This is a genomic window from Reyranella sp., from assembly GCF_044224635.1.
Taxonomy (GTDB): Bacteria; Pseudomonadota; Alphaproteobacteria; order Reyranellales; family Reyranellaceae; genus Reyranella.
Genome location: NZ_JBGAKA010000033.1, coordinates 55,581 through 70,537, shown reverse-complemented (window position 1 = coordinate 70,537; position 14,957 = coordinate 55,581). Strand labels below are relative to the sequence as shown.

14 protein-coding genes are annotated in these 14,957 nt (G+C 67.4%); 7 read left to right on the top strand and 7 right to left on the bottom strand.

Annotation, left to right across the window (positions count from 1 at the left end):
• The first annotated feature begins 29 nt into the window (after nt 1–29).
• Both ACILR9_RS25130 and ACILR9_RS25125 read left to right on the top strand, forming a co-directional pair.
• Nucleotides 30–3,326, top strand: coding sequence for a hypothetical protein (locus tag ACILR9_RS25130; RefSeq protein WP_395712710.1), 3,297 nt, complete (start codon nt 30–32; stop codon nt 3,324–3,326).
• A gap of 86 nt (nt 3,327–3,412) precedes the next feature.
• Complete coding sequence (locus ACILR9_RS25125; protein WP_395712709.1) at nt 3,413–4,234, top strand: aldo/keto reductase; 822 nt, start codon at nt 3,413–3,415, stop codon at nt 4,232–4,234.
• Between the two features lie 375 nt (nt 4,235–4,609).
• Here the strand turns inward: ACILR9_RS25125 and ACILR9_RS25120 are convergent, their stop codons facing one another.
• Nucleotides 4,610–5,458 carry an enoyl-CoA hydratase/isomerase family protein gene (locus tag ACILR9_RS25120; RefSeq protein ID WP_395712708.1) on the bottom strand — a complete coding sequence of 283 codons (849 nt, stop codon included), beginning with the start codon at nt 5,456–5,458 and terminating at the stop codon, nt 4,610–4,612.
• 143 nt (nt 5,459–5,601) lie between these two features.
• The gene (gene dinB, locus ACILR9_RS25115; RefSeq protein ID WP_395712707.1) at nt 5,602–6,681 is read right to left on the bottom strand and encodes a DNA polymerase IV; all 1,080 of its coding nucleotides are present in this window, start codon (nt 6,679–6,681) and stop codon (nt 5,602–5,604) included.
• A gap of 95 nt (nt 6,682–6,776) precedes the next feature.
• Between dinB and ACILR9_RS25110 the strand changes: the two genes are divergently transcribed.
• The 5 genes from ACILR9_RS25110 (at nt 6,777) to ACILR9_RS25090 (ending at nt 10,895) form a co-directional block, all read left to right on the top strand.
• Nucleotides 6,777–8,150 carry an acyclic terpene utilization AtuA family protein gene (locus ACILR9_RS25110; protein ID WP_395712706.1) on the top strand — a complete coding sequence of 458 codons (1,374 nt, stop codon included), beginning with the start codon at nt 6,777–6,779 and terminating at the stop codon, nt 8,148–8,150.
• Nucleotide 8,151: 1 nt separating this feature from the next.
• Nucleotides 8,152–8,487: a DUF4387 domain-containing protein gene (locus tag ACILR9_RS25105; protein WP_395712705.1), complete on the top strand. Its 336-nt coding sequence runs from the start codon at nt 8,152–8,154 to the stop codon at nt 8,485–8,487.
• A complete protein-coding gene (locus ACILR9_RS25100; RefSeq protein ID WP_395712704.1) occupies nt 8,484–9,455 on the top strand; it encodes a Bug family tripartite tricarboxylate transporter substrate binding protein in 972 nt (323 codons plus the stop codon). The genes ACILR9_RS25105 and ACILR9_RS25100 overlap by 4 nt, the downstream gene beginning before the upstream one ends.
• Before the next feature lie 360 nt (nt 9,456–9,815).
• Nucleotides 9,816–10,517, top strand: a complete 702-nt coding sequence (locus ACILR9_RS25095; RefSeq protein WP_395712703.1) for a thioredoxin family protein — start codon at nt 9,816–9,818, stop codon at nt 10,515–10,517.
• Nucleotides 10,518–10,586: 69 nt separating this feature from the next.
• Entirely contained in the window at nt 10,587–10,895 is a 309-nt protein-coding gene (locus tag ACILR9_RS25090) for a hypothetical protein (RefSeq protein WP_395712702.1), read from the top strand.
• A 160-nt stretch (nt 10,896–11,055) separates the two neighbouring features.
• Here ACILR9_RS25090 and ACILR9_RS25085 read toward each other — a convergent pair whose 3' ends face one another.
• From ACILR9_RS25085 to ACILR9_RS25065, 5 genes are all read right to left on the bottom strand, one after another.
• Nucleotides 11,056–12,156, bottom strand: a complete 1,101-nt coding sequence (locus tag ACILR9_RS25085; RefSeq protein WP_395712701.1) for a P1 family peptidase — start codon at nt 12,154–12,156, stop codon at nt 11,056–11,058.
• Between the two features lie 50 nt (nt 12,157–12,206).
• Nucleotides 12,207–12,455, bottom strand: coding sequence for a hypothetical protein (locus ACILR9_RS25080; RefSeq protein WP_395712700.1), 249 nt, complete (start codon nt 12,453–12,455; stop codon nt 12,207–12,209).
• Nucleotides 12,425–12,895, bottom strand: a complete 471-nt coding sequence (locus ACILR9_RS25075) for an SMI1/KNR4 family protein (RefSeq protein WP_395712699.1) — start codon at nt 12,893–12,895, stop codon at nt 12,425–12,427. The genes ACILR9_RS25080 and ACILR9_RS25075 overlap by 31 nt, the downstream gene beginning before the upstream one ends.
• Nucleotides 12,896–12,999: 104 nt before the next feature.
• Complete coding sequence (locus ACILR9_RS25070) at nt 13,000–13,968, bottom strand: tripartite tricarboxylate transporter substrate binding protein (RefSeq protein ID WP_395712698.1); 969 nt, start codon at nt 13,966–13,968, stop codon at nt 13,000–13,002.
• Nucleotides 13,969–14,021: 53 nt separating this feature from the next.
• Nucleotides 14,022–14,939 carry a TauD/TfdA dioxygenase family protein gene (locus tag ACILR9_RS25065; RefSeq protein ID WP_395712697.1) on the bottom strand — a complete coding sequence of 306 codons (918 nt, stop codon included), beginning with the start codon at nt 14,937–14,939 and terminating at the stop codon, nt 14,022–14,024.
• Nucleotides 14,940–14,957 lie beyond the last annotated feature (18 nt).

Genomic DNA, 14,957 nt, shown 5'->3' with positions numbered 1-14,957 from the left:
AGAGAATGCTGACGAGAGAATGACATGCGATGACCCGATCCCTGCTCACCTCATCAAAGCTGCTCACGCGATCACACCTGCTGCGCGCTGCACTCGCTGCGAGCCTCGGCGTGCCGGGCGGCGCTGCGCGTGCGCGTGACGACGAGCAGGTCGCGATCGCCGCTGCAGAGACGGCGACGATCGATGGCCGGCCGCTTGATGGCCGAACATGGGACACGCCGATCGTCGGCGGCCGCACGATCGACGCGGTGCATCGCTCCGTCCTGCTGCGCTTTCCCGGCGCGGCCGACCAGATCGCCCTTGTGCTGCGCGAAGGCCGCGTCCTCACCAAGGCGGAGCTCTCGCTAGCATACGAAGGTTACGAAATCGTGCCGCAGGGCTACCTCTGCCGGCCCGATCTCGGCCGCAAGCTGTGGACCGACGACCCGCCGACCTGGCACGTCCAGGCGTGGCCGCTGCGCCGTCCCTGGGTCGCCGATGCAACGCATGGACCGACCTTCAATGCCAGCGTCGCCGGCCGCTGCTACTGGACGCGCTTCGGCGCCGCCGACCCGGTGCAGGATCGCCATGCCGACCTCATGCAACCCGTCGAGCTGTCGCACCGGGCGCGCGAGGCGCGGGTCGACATCACGCGCCTGCTGGCGACCGACGTGCTGGCGAAAGAGGCCGGGGTGCGCCTGCTGGCGCTGGAACGGAACGGCTTCCTGCTGCGCAAGCTCGAGACCTACGATTCGCGCTATCGTCAGCCCGGCAACGCCTATGAATGGGCGATGCCGACCGGCGGGCACGGGCTCACGTTCGCCAATCCGCGCCTGATCCTGACCTGCCGGCCGCTCAGCGGACGCGGCATCGTCGCCATCCAGCTGCCGGCCCGGCTCGATCCCAAGTGGCTGATGGCGATGGCCGACGGCTCGCGCCCCACCGCGACGCTGCCGACGGCACAAGAGGTCGAGTCGCGGGCGAGAAAAATCCTGTCGATGGGACTGCAGGGGCGCAGCGATTGGCAGGCCGCACGCATCCAGGAGCTGCTGCGTGTCGGCGGCGATCGGGCGAGCCCGTGGCTCGATGCCAAGACCTATGCGGCGCAAATCAAGGAAGCGCTGGCGACGCCGCCGCGCTTCTGGCAGGGCTGGAGCGTCGCCGACGACCTTCTGGGCTGGTTCATGTTCCGCGAGCTGCTGCCCGCGCCGGTCCAGGATCACCTCAAGGACTACTGGCGCGCCTGGCTGCAGCCCGACCTGCCGACCAGGGATTTCTTCCATCCGTCGGGCAAGGAGGCCATGGAGGATTACGCGCGCCGCCACGACTGGCGCGGCCGTGCGTCGTTCTTCCGCGACGGCTTCAATTTTTACGTCAGCACCCAGAACTTCAATCACACCGCGGCGATGGGCGCGCTGCTCGGCGGCCACATGATCGGGGCGGACCTGGCGATCGCCGACGGTCGGCACGGACTCGAGGCATTCCCTCTGCGCTACTGGGGATTCGTCGACGGCAGCACGCAGGAGATGCTCGACCACTACTACCTGTCGATCTCGCTCAGCGGCCAGAAGATGATCGCCGACTACGCGCCGCTGCCGATCGACCGGCTGATGGGCCGCATCCTGGTCGATCGCACCATGGAGCTGCTGGTCAGCACGTACCATCCGCGGCTGCGGCGCTGCGTCTCCTCGTCGGGCCGCGCGCGCCTGGCCGGCGTGCTGGTCGAGCAGGACGGATTCTACGGCGCCCTGCATACGCTGTCGAAGGCGGGCGTGGTCAACTATCTCGACCAGCCGTCGAGCGCGACGGCGGCCGGCATGCCGGTCTGGGGTTACGATTTCCCGGCCGGGCGCGTGGCCCTGCAAAGCCTGCCCTCGCGCTGGCTGCCCGACTGGACCACCGCGCTGGTCGACGACAAGCCGGTGCCGTTCGAGGAGACCGCGGCCGAGACGGTGCGCAAGACCTTCAATCCGCCGCTGTGGCGGCGCGCCTGGCTCGGCCGCTGGCACGGGCTCGCCAGCACCGACATCCGCGTCGGCGCCGCGCCGCTCCTCGGCCAATGGGTGCGCGAGGCCAGGACGGCGACACGGATGGAGGATCTCGGCACCTTGACGGTGCGCTACCTTGCCGACGGGCCCGACCTCACGGCGACGCAGGGCGGCACCGCCGCGACGGCCGGGCTGACCCTGGTCTACCAGAGCCGCAACCGCGCCATCGTGTTCGCCAAGCCGCATAGCTGGCGGCCGCGCTTCCTCAAGGGACTGGCCGGCGAGTCGGTCTCCCGGCTCGCCACCGTCATCGGGCTGTGGAACTTCGCCGAGCGCCGCTCGTGGGAACTCTACGCCGGCACGCAACGGCTCGACTCGTTCCCGCAGCGCCTGCCGGCCAATCAACGGATCTTCGTGCGCGACGGCGTCAGCTGGCTCGCCGTGCTGCCGCTGCCGGGAAGCGATCTCGGCCGCGACGCCGAGATCGAGATTGCCCCCGGTGTCCCCGGCAAGGCCGAGCCGAACGACGCCAGGGTGGCGCCGGCGCTGACGGTCTCGCTGTTCAACCTGCGGCGCGCCCAGCCGGTCGCCGTGCGCAGCCTCGACCTCGACGCCGTCACGCGACGCACCTGGGGCGGCTTCGTGCTCGAGATGGGCGACGCGGACCAGCACGGGAGCTTCGAGGCATTCGTGCAGCACATGAGCGCGGCGACGCTCGAGACGCAATGGGACGACAGCAAGCGCCTGCTCGAGGTCGCCTACACGAGCGGCGGCGACCTGATGGAAGCGGGTTTCACAACCGACTTCCCCGAGCCGGAGGACGATCATTTCCCGATCAGGCCGGGCCTGCAGGAGAAGGCCATTTCCCATCGCCGCCTCAACGGCGCGTGGCCCTACCTGCCGGCCGGCCTGGAGCGCGACACCACCTGGTCCCAGCAGGGAACGACCGGACGGCTGGAGAAGAACGGCGCCGTGCTGACGGGCGATGCCGGCGGCAAATCCTATCTGCTGGCCGACCCGCTGAGCGGCGCGGTGATCGCCTACAATCCCCTGCCCGACCCGCAATCCTTCGCCCTGTCGACACGAGACGGCGCGCGCTTCACGGCGGACGGCAAGGTCGGCCTGCTGCGGCTCGAATATCGGCCGCAGGAAAAGGCGTGCGACATCACTTATGCCTCGAAGGCGGGACAGGACCCGGCCGCGCTCGCGAAAACGATCACAGTCGCGGGACTTGCCGAGGCGCCGCGCGTGACCCTGAATGGCAGGGTCGTCGAGGCCCAGCCCGGAATTCAACCCGACTCTCGGGCCGAGCCTCGATCCTCTGGACGTACTTTCCGCATACTGCTCGCAGGGTCATGACAACACGTCGCTCCGCCCTTCTCGGCCTCGCCGGAGTCCCGCTGCTCGGCGCGCGAGGCTTTGCCCAGCAACCACAGGCCAGAAGCATGAATCTGCGCAAGATCCCCTCTTCCGGCGGGGTGCTGCCCGTGGTCGGTGTCGGCACCTGGCGGACGTTCGATGTCGGAGCCAAGCCCGACGAACGTGCGCCGCTCGCCGAGGTTCTGCACATCCTCTTCAAGGCCGGCGGCTCGGTGATCGACACCTCACCGATGTACGGCAAGGCCGAAGGCGTGGTCGGCGACCTGCTGGCGGCAGCGCGCACGCGCAGCAAGGCCTTCCTCGCGACCAAGGTCTGGATCTCGGGAGCCGACAACGGCATTGCCCAGATGCAGAAATCGATGGCGCTGCTCCAGACGCAGCGCATCGACCTGATGCAGGTCCACAATCTGCTCGACTGGCGCGTCCATCTGCCGACCTTGCGCGCCTGGAAGCAGGAGGGCCGGGTGCGCTATCTCGGCGTCACGCACTACACCGAGTCAGCGCATGGCGAGCTCGAGAAGGTGCTGCAGGCCGAGCCATGGGATTTCGTGCAGCTGAACTACGCGCTCGACGACCGCGCCGTCGAGCGCCGCCTGCTGCCGCTCGCCGCCGAGCGCGGCATCGCTGTGCTCGTCAACCAGCCGTTCGGCGGCGGCGGCCTGCTGCGCAAGCTTTCGGACCGCCCGCTGCCCGCCTGGGCGGGCGAGATCGGCTGCACGAGCTGGGCCCAGCTGCTGCTGAAGTTCGTGCTGGCCAACCCGGCCGTGACCTGCGTCATCCCCGGCACCGGCAAGCCCGAGCACATGCGCGACAACGTCCAGGCCGGTGTCGGCAACTATCCCGACGCTGCCCTGCTGAAGCGCATGGTGAGTGAAATAGAGGTGTGACCGCCGCGAGTGCGCCACTCCAGGCGGAGTAACCTCCGCCGGCTGTGGCGCTCATGCTCTTCCTGGACCGCGGGCGTCTCGCCCGCGGTCCAAATGATGACCATGAGCGCCACGGGAATGGCGCGCTCCCAGCGGTGCCCGATGACGGGGAACGCAACCGACAGCACCTGCGATATACTGCCAACATCGCTCAGAACAACACCAACCAGGGTGGCCGCCGGGTTCCGCGTCATTGAGGCGGGCCCGGGAGTCTCACGACGGAAGCTCAGAGCCTCCTCGACCGCGGGCGTCCTGCCCGCTCATGATTCATGACCATGAGCGGGCGGGACGCCCGCGGTCCGGAAGACCAGAAGAGATGACGAGCGCGCAGCCGCTTCACCGCCCCCTGAAAACCGGCCGACGCTTCTCGGCGAAGGCGCGTCGTGCCTCCTTGGCATCCTCGGAGCCCTGCAGGATGCCGCCGGCATTCGAGGTCAGGGTCATGGTGGTCTCCAGCGAGTTGTCGAGGGCTGCGCGCATGATGCGCTTGCCGACCCATTGCACCAGCGGCGGCACGCCGATGATGCGCTGGCACAGGGCCCGGGTGGCTTCCTCGAGCTTTTCCGACGGCACCAGGTGGTTGAGCAGGCCCCACGCATGCGCCCGCTCGGCGTCGAGCTCGCCGGTGTAGGCGAACTCCAACGCGCGTCCCAGGCCGACCATCTTGGGCAGGTAGTACGAGCCGCCGTTCTCGATGATCTGCCCGGCGTGGTGGTAGGCGATGAAGCGGGTCTTCTCGCAGCCCATGCGGATGTCGCAGTGCAGCGCCATGTCCATGCCGGCGCCGACCGCCGGTCCGTTGATCATGGCGATGGTGGGCTTGCGGATGAGCGAGATGTCGCGGTGGAGCTTGGTCAGGCCATGAAAGAAATGCTGCCGCGCCGCATCCGGACCGTCGTGGTCGCCGCGATTGCCGGGAAAGTTGGGGCCGGTCACGTCTTCCGGCGCCCGCGACCTCAAGTCCGCACCGGCGCAGAAGGCGCGCCCCGCCCCCGTCAACACGATGACGCGGATGGCAGGATCGTCGTCGCCGGCCCGCATGTACTCGCCCACCTTGGCCACCGTGCCGTTCTCCTCGGCGGTACCGATCAGCGCGTTCAGGCGGTCCGGACGGTTGAACCTGATCCAGAGAATGCCACTGTCGTCGGGCTCGTAGGTGAGATAGTCGACCAGCCTCGGTGCCATGGGGTTTCTCCTCGCCGCAAAAACGATGCTTCAATCTCCGATACTGACACATGGCGCGCGCGCGACAGAGACCCTGTCATCCCGAGCGCGGGCAGATCCTTCGGCAAGCTCAGGGCAGGCGCCCGCAGTCCACAAGACCATGACTACAGATCCAGAGTCATCTGCGGCGACGCCGGCGCGTCCACGGGGCGATCGAAATTGTGCAGCGACACGCCGAGCAGGCGCACGCGCTTGGCCAGCGGGAAGACGGTGCGCACCAGCTCGAGGCTGGTCTGCTCGAGCACGGCGCGGCTCGCCACCGGCTCGGACAAGGTGCGGCTGCGCGTGACGATCTGGAAATCGGCGTACTTGATCTTCACGGTGACGGTGCGGCCGGCCATGCCGGTGCGCTCGCACCACGACCACACGTCGCCCAGCACCGAGGCGACGCCCTGCTCGATCTCCTCGGGCCGGGCGAGATCTTCCATGAAGGTGGTCTCCGACCCGACCGACTTGCGCGGCCGGTTGGGCACGACCTTGCGGTCGTCGCGGCCGCGCGCGATGGCGTAGTAGTAGGTGCCGGCCTTGCCGAACGTCTGCTCGAGGAAGTCCAGCGACTGCGCCTTCAGGTCGGCGCCGCTGATGATGCCGAGTCGATTCATCTTCTCCGCCGTCTTCGGCCCGACGCCGTGGAACCTCGCGACCGGCAATTCCTCGACGAAGGCCGGCCCCTTCTCCGGCGGGATCACGGTCTGGCCATTGGGCTTGCGGTAGTCCGAGGCGAGCTTGGCCAGGAACTTGTTGTAGGAGATGCCGGCCGAGGCGGTGAGGCCGGTCTGCTCGAGGATGCGGGCGCGGATCTCGCGGGCGATGTCGCTCGCCAGCGGCATACCCTTGAGGTTGGTGGTGACGTCGAGATAGGCCTCGTCGAGCGACAGCGGCTCCACGAGTGGCGTGTACTCGAGGAAGATCTCGCGGATCTGGCGCGACACCTCCTTGTAGACGTCGAAGCGCGGCTTGACGAACACCAGCTCGGCGCACAGCCGATGCGCCGTGGTCGACGGCATGGCCGAGCGCACGCCGAACTTGCGCGCCTCGTAGCTTGCCGCCATCACCACGCCGCGCTGGCGGCCGCCCACCGCCACCGGCTTGCCGCGCAATCCGGGATCGTCGCGCTGCTCGACCGATGCGTAGAACGCATCCATGTCGATATGGATGATCTTGCGGACCTCCGGGTCGGCCATCCAGGCAGCCTACGCCGCGGCAGCCCTGCAGGCACCCACCTTCCGGCCATCGGCTGGCGATGCTAAGGCATCAGACCATCAACCGAGACGGGCCCATGACGATGGCGAGCAACGACGAGATCCGCATCCTGACGCCGTCGGGCATGCTGGGCTACGGCTTCCCGGTCGATCATTTCAAGCTCGGCCTGGCGCAGAAACCGCACGCCATCACCATCGATTCCGGCTCGACCGATTCGGGTCCACAGAAGCTCGGCCTGGGCGAGATGACGTGCAGCCGCGAGGCCTACGTGAAGGACCTCGAGGTGCTGCTCGAGGCCCAGCACGAAACGCGCATCCCGGTGCTGATCTCGTCGGCCGGCGGCGACGGCACCAACCTGCATGTCGACGTCTTCCGCGACCTCGTTGCCGGGATCGCCCGGCGCCGCGGCTGGCGCTTCAAGGTCGCCTCGATCTATTCCGACATCGACAAGGGCCACATCGCCCGCGAGCTCAAGGCGGGCCGCATCGAGCCGCTGGGGCCGGTGCCGCCGCTCGATCCGCGCGAGGTCGAGGCCGCCACCGTCGTGGTGGCGCAGATGGGCGCCGAGCCGTTCCTGAAGGCGATCGACGAGGCTGAAGGCGTCGACATCGTCATCGCCGGCCGCTCCTACGATCCCTCGCCGACCGCGGCGATGGCGATCCGCGCCGGCTTCGACCCGGCGCTCGCCTGGCACATGGGCAAGATCATGGAATGCGGCGCGCTGTGCGCCGAGCCGGTCGGCCGCAACGTCATGGGCACGCTGAGGCGCGACCATTTCGAGATCGAGCCGCTCAATCCGGCCGAGCGCTGCACCACCGCCTCGGTGGCCGCCCATACGCTCTACGAAAAGACCCATCCGTTCCTGCTGGCCGGGCCGGGCGGCACGCTCGATCTCTCGCAGTGCCGCTACGAGCAGGTGACCGACCGGCGGGTGCGCGTCTCGGGCAGCCGCTTCGAGCCGGCGAAGCACTACACGGTCAAGCTCGAGGGGGCGAAGACCTCGGGCTGGCGCAGCATCTTTATCGCCGGCGCGCGCGATCCGATCTTCATCAGCCAGGTAGACACGATCCTCGCGGGCGTGCTGGCCGGCACGCGCGCCTACTTCGCCGAGGTGCCGCCGGAGTCCTATCGCATCATCCCGCACCTCTACGGCAAGAACGGCGTGATGGGCGAGCTCGAGCCGGTCAAGATTCCGGCCCACGAGCTCTGCATCATCATCGAGGTCGCGGCGGCGACGCAGGCGCTGGCAACCGCGATCTGCGGCAAGGCGCGCACCAGCCTGATGCATGCGCCCTATCCCGGCCGCATCGCCACCGCCGGCAATCTCGCCTCGCCGTTCACGCCGCTCGAGATCCCGCTCGGGCAGGCCTGCGAGTTCAACGTCTATCACCTGATGAAGATCGACAGCCCGACCGCCCTGTTCCCCATCCGCTACGAGGAGGTCGCCTGACATGGCCGCCGTCCCGACGCCCTTGCGCGACATCGCCAAGGTGATCCGCAGCAAGAATGCCGGCCCGTTCGAGATCACCCTCGATATCGTGTTCAAGACCCGGGAAGACTACGAGGCGGTGAAGCAGAGCGGCGTGATCACCAAAGAGCTCGTCTCCGAGCTCTACAACGTGCCGACCCAGGCCATCATCACCTTCGGCTTCTTCGACCTGGTGAACGCGGTGAAGATCACCCTGCCGCGGCCGCGCGCCCAGGGCGGCGTCGGCGAGACCGACATGCACGCCGCCCAGCAGCACGTGCCCCTGCAGGAGATCCGCGTGCCGTGGGAGGTTTCATGATGCGACGCCGTACCTTGCTGGCCACCGCCGCTGCCGCCGCGGCGGCGCAGATCGCGTCTCCCCTGCGCGCCCAGAGCTGGCCCAACCGGCCGATCAAGCTCATTGTGCCGTTCGCGCCGGGCGGCGGGACCGACTTCACCGCCCGCCTAGTGGCCGAGAAGCTGACGGCGCGGCTCGGCCAGACCATGCTGGTCGAAAACAAGCCCGGTGCCGGCGGCAATCTCGGTGCCGAGGTGGCGATCAAGTCGCCGCCCGACGGCTACACCTACCTCTCCATCTCGGGCAGCTACGCAGTCAACTCGATCCTGCACAAGCCATCGTTCGATTCGCTCGAGGACATCGCGGCGATCGGCCAGTACACCGACGAACCGTTCCTCCTCGTCGCTCATCCTGCCCTGCCGGCCAGGACGCTGGCCGAGCTGGTGGCGCTCTGCAAGCGCGAGCCCGGCAAGCTGAGCTACGGCTCGAGCGGCATGGGCGGCCTCACGCATCTCACGACCGAGTTCTTCCTCGACGCCGCCGGCATCAAGATCGCGCATGTCCCTTATCGCGGGACCGGTCCCGCCTTGACCGATCTGCTCGCCGGCAACGTCCAGCTCCTGGGCGGCGGCTCGACGACCTTCCTGCCCTTCGTCAAGAGCGGCAAGCTCAGGGCGCTCGCCACCAGCTCGAGCAAGCGGCTCGCCGCCGCGCCCGACATCCCGAGCTATGCCGAGCAAGGCTACCCGACGCTCGACTTCAACCTGTGGCACGGCATGATCGGTCCCAAGGGCATTCCCGACGAGATCGTCAACCGAATGAACCGCGAGCTCGACAGCGTGCTGAAGAGTCCCGACGTCTCCAACCGCCTGGCCGACGACGGCGTGATCGCGGTCGGCGGCCCACCCGACACCTTCATGGCTACCCTCCGCAGCGAGGTCGAGCGCTGGCAAACCTTCATCAAGCGCACCGGCATCAAGCTGGAATAGGAGATCGTGTCGTGCCGCCTGAGGGGCTCTTGCGTACGAGGACAGGCCCGGCCGGCGCCGCCGCCACAAAAGCGCGTCACTGCACCCATCATTTGGCCTCGAAGACGTGAGACTCAGGTGAAAATGTTCTGGTCGTGACACCTTTTTCGGCCGGATAATTGATCATTCTGAAGCGATCGCGGGGACCGAGACGTCCCTGGGTCGGGATGTCGCCGACGGAGGTCCGGTTGATCGACGAAGATCAGCGTGAAACATGGCGTTCGGGATGTCGAGGACCGCTTTCTCCCATGTCGTTGCATGGCCGCGTCGGGTCGACACCCAGACGGCGCTATTGCCGGAACTGAGAAGGAAGCGGACACGATGATGCGCCCGATGCTGTACTTGTCGCTGTTGCTTGCAGCCCTTGGGATTGCCCGACTGCCGGCGACGGCGCAACAAGCGATCGGCCGGCAACCAGGTTGCATACTCTCCGCACCGGCAACACCCCCTGGCTCGAATGGACCAAATCCCTTTGTCGATCCGTGCAAGGTCGGTCCCGCGCTCGGACCGCCGCAGGCCGGGGGCGGCTCCGCCCAAGCCAATCCGGCGCCGACCCCACCTTGGCTGGCGGGCTGGCCGGCGAATGTTCACATCAATGATCTCGTCACCGCCCACAATCGTGCCGCGCGGCAGGGCAAGCTGCTGTTTGTCGTCTTCGGCGCCGACTGGTGCAACTACTGCAAGGCCATGAAGCGCGAGAGCTTTGCGGACGCGCGCATTCTCACACTTCTCGCCGAGGACGCCGTGGTCGTGCTCGATGTCGAGAAGGACGATCAACACAACAACATCAAGCAATTGATGAACCGGCTGTCCATCAGGGATTTTCCGGCGTTTGCCCTGGTGCAGATTGCAGGCTCCAACCCCGGCCTCATCGGACGCATCATCGGCTATCACGACAGGGAGCAATTCTACAACGCCTTGTATCAGCTCCATCCCATGGAGCTGATACAAGGCAAGGAAAGGCCGAATCCTCCCGCAAGCAGGGGTTCTCCGCTGCCGCCGGAAGGCACGCCTGCCAAGTGACTCGCGCGCAGCAGGCAGCCAGCCGACCACCACTCACCAGTCAGGCGTGATCGCCAGAAGGAGCGCGTCGTGAGTGACGACAAGGCAAGACAGGGCATCCAAACCCTTTCTCTCTTCAAGAGATGGTTCCCTAACCCCTGGCTGCGCATCCCGGTTCAGGCGATCCTCGCGATCATCGTCGTGTGGCTGGCAATAGTGATAAGCTCCTTCGCAGCCAATCTCGTCGTCGGCGTGCGATGCTGGATGGAGCCGGAAAGGCTCGGTTGTCCGGGCTGGTCTCCAAAGAAATCCGAACGGCCGGCCGCACCTGACCTTCATGAAAGGGTTCAAGCGACCGCGTCGGTGGCCGGTTCCAGCTCAGCGGTCACTCCGGCTTGATGTTGCCTTCGCGGCGACCGCAGCATCCCCAAGCGGGTCGTGGGCGACCACGTTCGCCTGCTGCGCCGGTCGTTGCGCAGGCTGTAGCGTGAAGGATCGCGGCGGGAAGTACATTCTACCCAAGTTTCGTCTTTGACGCTTGAATCACAAGCTGCAAGGCTCACGCGCGTTGCCCGGGCCGGTATCGCCGCATCACCTCCTGCAGGCGGTCGAGCGGCAGGGCGTGGATGGTGCGGCCGTCGCGGCCGGACATGGTCTCGGCCATGCACAGGGCGTTGAGGATCGCCTCTTCGGTCGCCTCGGCTGCGGCCCGGAAGAGGCTCGTCATCGCATCAGGCGCGAGCATCCTCACGGTGCTGATCCGGTCATTCTGGCCGACATGATTGCCGGTCGAGAACGCGATGAAGATATCGCCGCTGCCATTGGCCCCGATGCCGCCGACCCACGAGAGGCCCGTGGTGGCCCGGCGGGCGAGCCGCTGGCATTGCAGCGCAAGGAGGGGCGCGTCGGTCGCCAGAACGACGATGATGGACCCCTCGGTCGCCTGGGGCGGCGCTGCGCTTATGCCCGAGCGATGGGCCGGCACCACGTCCGGTCCGATCTCACGGCCGACCGGCACGCCGTCCACGCGCAGCAGATCTCGGGCGCCGTAATTGGCCTGCACCAGCGCGCCGACCGTATAGCGCTCGCCATTCTCGACGACGACGCGCGATGCCGTGCCCGTCCCGCCCTTGAACTCGTGACAGATCATGCCGGTGCCGCCGCCGACATTGCCTTCGGCAAGGGCGCAGCCGCCGACCGCACTGTCGAAGGCGGCAAACGCGTGTTCCTGCGTCAGGGTGAAAGCCTGGATATCGCTCAGCCAGCCATCGTAGGTCTCGGCGACGACCGGCAGATGAAAGGCTTGTGAGGCGCCATCGCGAACCGCAAGGGCCGTGATGGCGTCGCGGACGATCCCGACCTGATAGGTGTTGGTGATGCCGATCGGCGCGCCCAGCAGTCCCTGTTCGGCGAGCCACGGAAGACCGGTCATCTCGCCGTTGCCATTGAACGAGAAAGTCCCGGCGAAGACATAGTCCGTCCAGATTTCCCGTCCGCGCGGCCAGATGGCCGTGACCCCCGTCCGGGCAATCCGTGGCGTGTCCTGGATGACGGTCGAATAGCCCACCTTGACACCCGCCACGTCGGTGATGGCGTTGAAGGGGCCGGGCGGTAAGGTCCCGACCTCGAGGCCGAGATCGCGCAGGCGGGCACGGGGCATTTGCTTCGCTCTTCCTTGGATTGCGATGGATGAGAACGTCTGATTGCACTCTACTTCAGAGCGGCCCGCAGCTGGGCCTTGCGGCGCGGGACGACGGCCGACGGTCTATGGCCCTCGTTGTCCTTCACGCTCTTGTCGGCGCCGAGCTGGAGCATCAACGCCACATCGTCGTCGCCACCATACTCGGCTCTCGCGATCAGGTGCAGGACCGTCTGGCCCGCGCCATCGCCGGCGTTGATGTCCAATCCGTGGTCGACGACATGGCCGATCAGGGCGACGGTCCGCTCGTCGCGCGCCACCGCACCCGGACCGGTTGCGCCGCGTCGGACCTCACGTCGATCGTGAGCATGTCGCCGTTGGCGAGATCCGCGAACGGAAACTGGTGCTCCCACATGTTCGGGCTGTTGGGCTCTTCCGAGGGACCTGAATTCTCCCCGCGGTGCCGCCGCCAGCCCCGGAAATTCGCAATGGCGTACTTGTCGATGTGCGCGAGATCCCAGATCGCGTCGCGCAGGCCGCCGCTGGTTAGGGACGAGAACTCACCGACCGGCTGCAGATGCGAGGGGATGCGCCAGCCGAACCGGATCGCGCTGGAATAGCCTGTCAGGAGATCGCGGAGCTGCTTCGGCACCGTGACGCCGTGCGCCGCCTCGACGGCCGCGACCTGCTGTTCGGAGGCGGGCAGCGCGATCTCGAGCGGCGTAACCTTCCAGCCGCGTCGCCGCGCGTGGGCTTCCATGCCGCGCCATGCCTCGATCCAGCCCTGCCAAAGCTCTCGCATTGCCGTCCTCGCCGACGATCTCGGCGGCAGCGGCGACAATGGCGGCGCGAGTCTTCTACCGGTCACTCCGGCTTGATGTTGCCTTCGCGGATCACCTTGCCCCAGCGCTCGCGATCGCCGGCGACGAGCGTCGCGACGTCCTGCGGCGGGCCGATCAGGGGCTCGGCACCGAGCGTTGCAAGCTTCTCCGCCGTGGCGGGTGCCGCCAGCACCTTGTTGATCGCGCCGTTCAACCGCTGCACGACGGCATCGGGCACGCCCGCGGGACCGAGCACGATGAACCAGCCTTCGATCTCGGCGGCGGCGAGGTCGAGCTCGCGCAAGGTGGGAAGGTCGGGCACCAGGGCGCTGCGCTTGGGGCTGGTGACGGCAAGCCCGCGCAGCTCGCCACGCTGCACGTAGGGCAGCATGACGGCGACGTTGTCGAACATCATCTGGATGCGGCCGGCCAGCAGGTCAGCGCGCACCGCGCCGCTGCCCTTGTAGGGAACGTGAAGGATGTCGGTGTTGGAGGTGCGTCGCAGCACCTCTCCCGCCAGGTGCTGCGCGGTGCCCATGCCGGTCGAGGCATAGGCCACGGAGCCGGCCTTGGCGCGCGCCATGGCCAGCAAGTCCGCCACGGTCTTCACTGCGAGGCCGGGATGCACCACCAGGATGTAGGGCGTGCGCGCCACCGTGGCGACCGGCGTGAAGTCGCGCAACGGGTCGAACGGCATGGCAGGATAGAGCTCCTTCAGCGTGGCGTGCGAGCTCGGCGCGAACAGGAGCGTATAGCCGTCGGGCGGCGACTTCACGACCATCTCCGAGCCGATCATGCCGCTCGCGCCGCCCTTGTTCTCGACCAGCACGGTCTGACCGAGCTCGCTCGTCAGGCCCTGCGCCAGCACGCGCGCGATGACGTCGGTCGCGCCGCCTGGCGGGAAGGCCACGACGAGACGGATCGACCGGTCGGGGAACGAGGGCGTCTGCGCCATGCCAGGCACGGCCAGGGCCACGAGGCTGCAGGCAAGCAGCCACGCGAATTTCAGCACATTCATCTCGTCTCTTCCCTGCACTGATTGTTCTTGAGTTCGAGCGCGTCCGCTCAGGAAACCGCGGCGACGGCCTGCAGCATGGACTGGCGGTCGCTGCCGGCGGTATCCACGGCCAGGTGCCCGGTCTCGACCTCGCCTTCCAGGGAGCAGCGGAACATCACGCGCGGCCTGGTCTGGTCGAAGTCGCCCAGCGCCACGTGGCAGCTGCAACGATTGTCCCACATGACGACGTCGCCCAGGCTCCAGCGATGCCGGTACACGAACTCCGGCGAGGTCGCGTGCGTGTTCAGCATCGCAAGCAGGCTCTGGCTCTCCTCGTCGGACATGCCGATGAAGCGGCGGATGCGCTCGTTGACGAACAGCGACTTGCGGCCGGTCTCGGGATGCGTGCGCACCACCGGATGGATGACCGGCGGATTGCGCGTCTTCATCTCGGCGATGACGGTGGCGTCGCGCTGCTCGATGCCGCGGATCAGCGTGACGTCATGCAGTGCCTCCAGGTCGTCGATCAGCCGGCGGATGCCGGGCGAGAGGGTCTCGAGCGCGAGGTAGAGATTGGCCCACATCGTGTCGCCACCGACCGGCGGCTTCTCCTTGCAATGCAGGATGGCGCCCTTGGCCGGCCGCGACGTGTAGCTGAGGTCGGTGTGCCAGTTGCGGCCCGAATTGTGGGTGCCGGACTTCTTGCCGCCGATCACCTTGTTGGAGAGCACGAGGATCTCGCGATGGTCGGGATGCAAGGTCGAGGGTGCTTGCGACCCGTGCTGGTCGAGGACGCCGAAGCGGCGGGAGAAGGCGATCTGCTGCTCGGGCGTCAAGTCCTGGCCGGGGAAGACGAGCACGATGTGCTTCAGCCACGCATCGTAGATCTGCTGGTGCTGGGCGTTGCTGAGCGGCTCACGCAGGTCGATCCCCGCGATCTGGGCGCCGGCGGCGAAACCCAGGGGCGTGACGGTGATGGTGTTCATGTCTTTGGTTTTCCAACA

Excerpts from the sequence above, each read along its gene's own strand:
- ACILR9_RS25130 (WP_395712710.1), top strand. The coding sequence starts at position 30 with ATGACCCGATCCCTGCTCACCTCATCAAAGCTGCTCACGCGATCACAC.
- ACILR9_RS25100 (WP_395712704.1), top strand. The coding sequence starts at position 8,484 with ATGATGCGACGCCGTACCTTGCTGGCCACCGCCGCTGCCGCCGCGGCG.
- ACILR9_RS25095 (WP_395712703.1), top strand. The coding sequence starts at position 9,816 with ATGATGCGCCCGATGCTGTACTTGTCGCTGTTGCTTGCAGCCCTTGGG.
- ACILR9_RS25085 (WP_395712701.1), bottom strand. The coding sequence starts at position 12,156 with ATGCCCCGTGCCCGCCTGCGCGATCTCGGCCTCGAGGTCGGGACCTTA.
- dinB (WP_395712707.1), bottom strand. The coding sequence starts at position 6,681 with ATGGCCGACCCGGAGGTCCGCAAGATCATCCATATCGACATGGATGCG.
- ACILR9_RS25110 (WP_395712706.1), top strand. The coding sequence starts at position 6,777 with ATGACGATGGCGAGCAACGACGAGATCCGCATCCTGACGCCGTCGGGC.
- ACILR9_RS25125 (WP_395712709.1), top strand. The coding sequence starts at position 3,413 with ATGAATCTGCGCAAGATCCCCTCTTCCGGCGGGGTGCTGCCCGTGGTC.
- ACILR9_RS25120 (WP_395712708.1), bottom strand. The coding sequence starts at position 5,458 with ATGGCACCGAGGCTGGTCGACTATCTCACCTACGAGCCCGACGACAGT.
- ACILR9_RS25075 (WP_395712699.1), bottom strand. The coding sequence starts at position 12,895 with ATGGAAGCCCACGCGCGGCGACGCGGCTGGAAGGTTACGCCGCTCGAG.
- ACILR9_RS25105 (WP_395712705.1), top strand. The coding sequence starts at position 8,152 with ATGGCCGCCGTCCCGACGCCCTTGCGCGACATCGCCAAGGTGATCCGC.
- ACILR9_RS25065 (WP_395712697.1), bottom strand. The coding sequence starts at position 14,939 with ATGAACACCATCACCGTCACGCCCCTGGGTTTCGCCGCCGGCGCCCAG.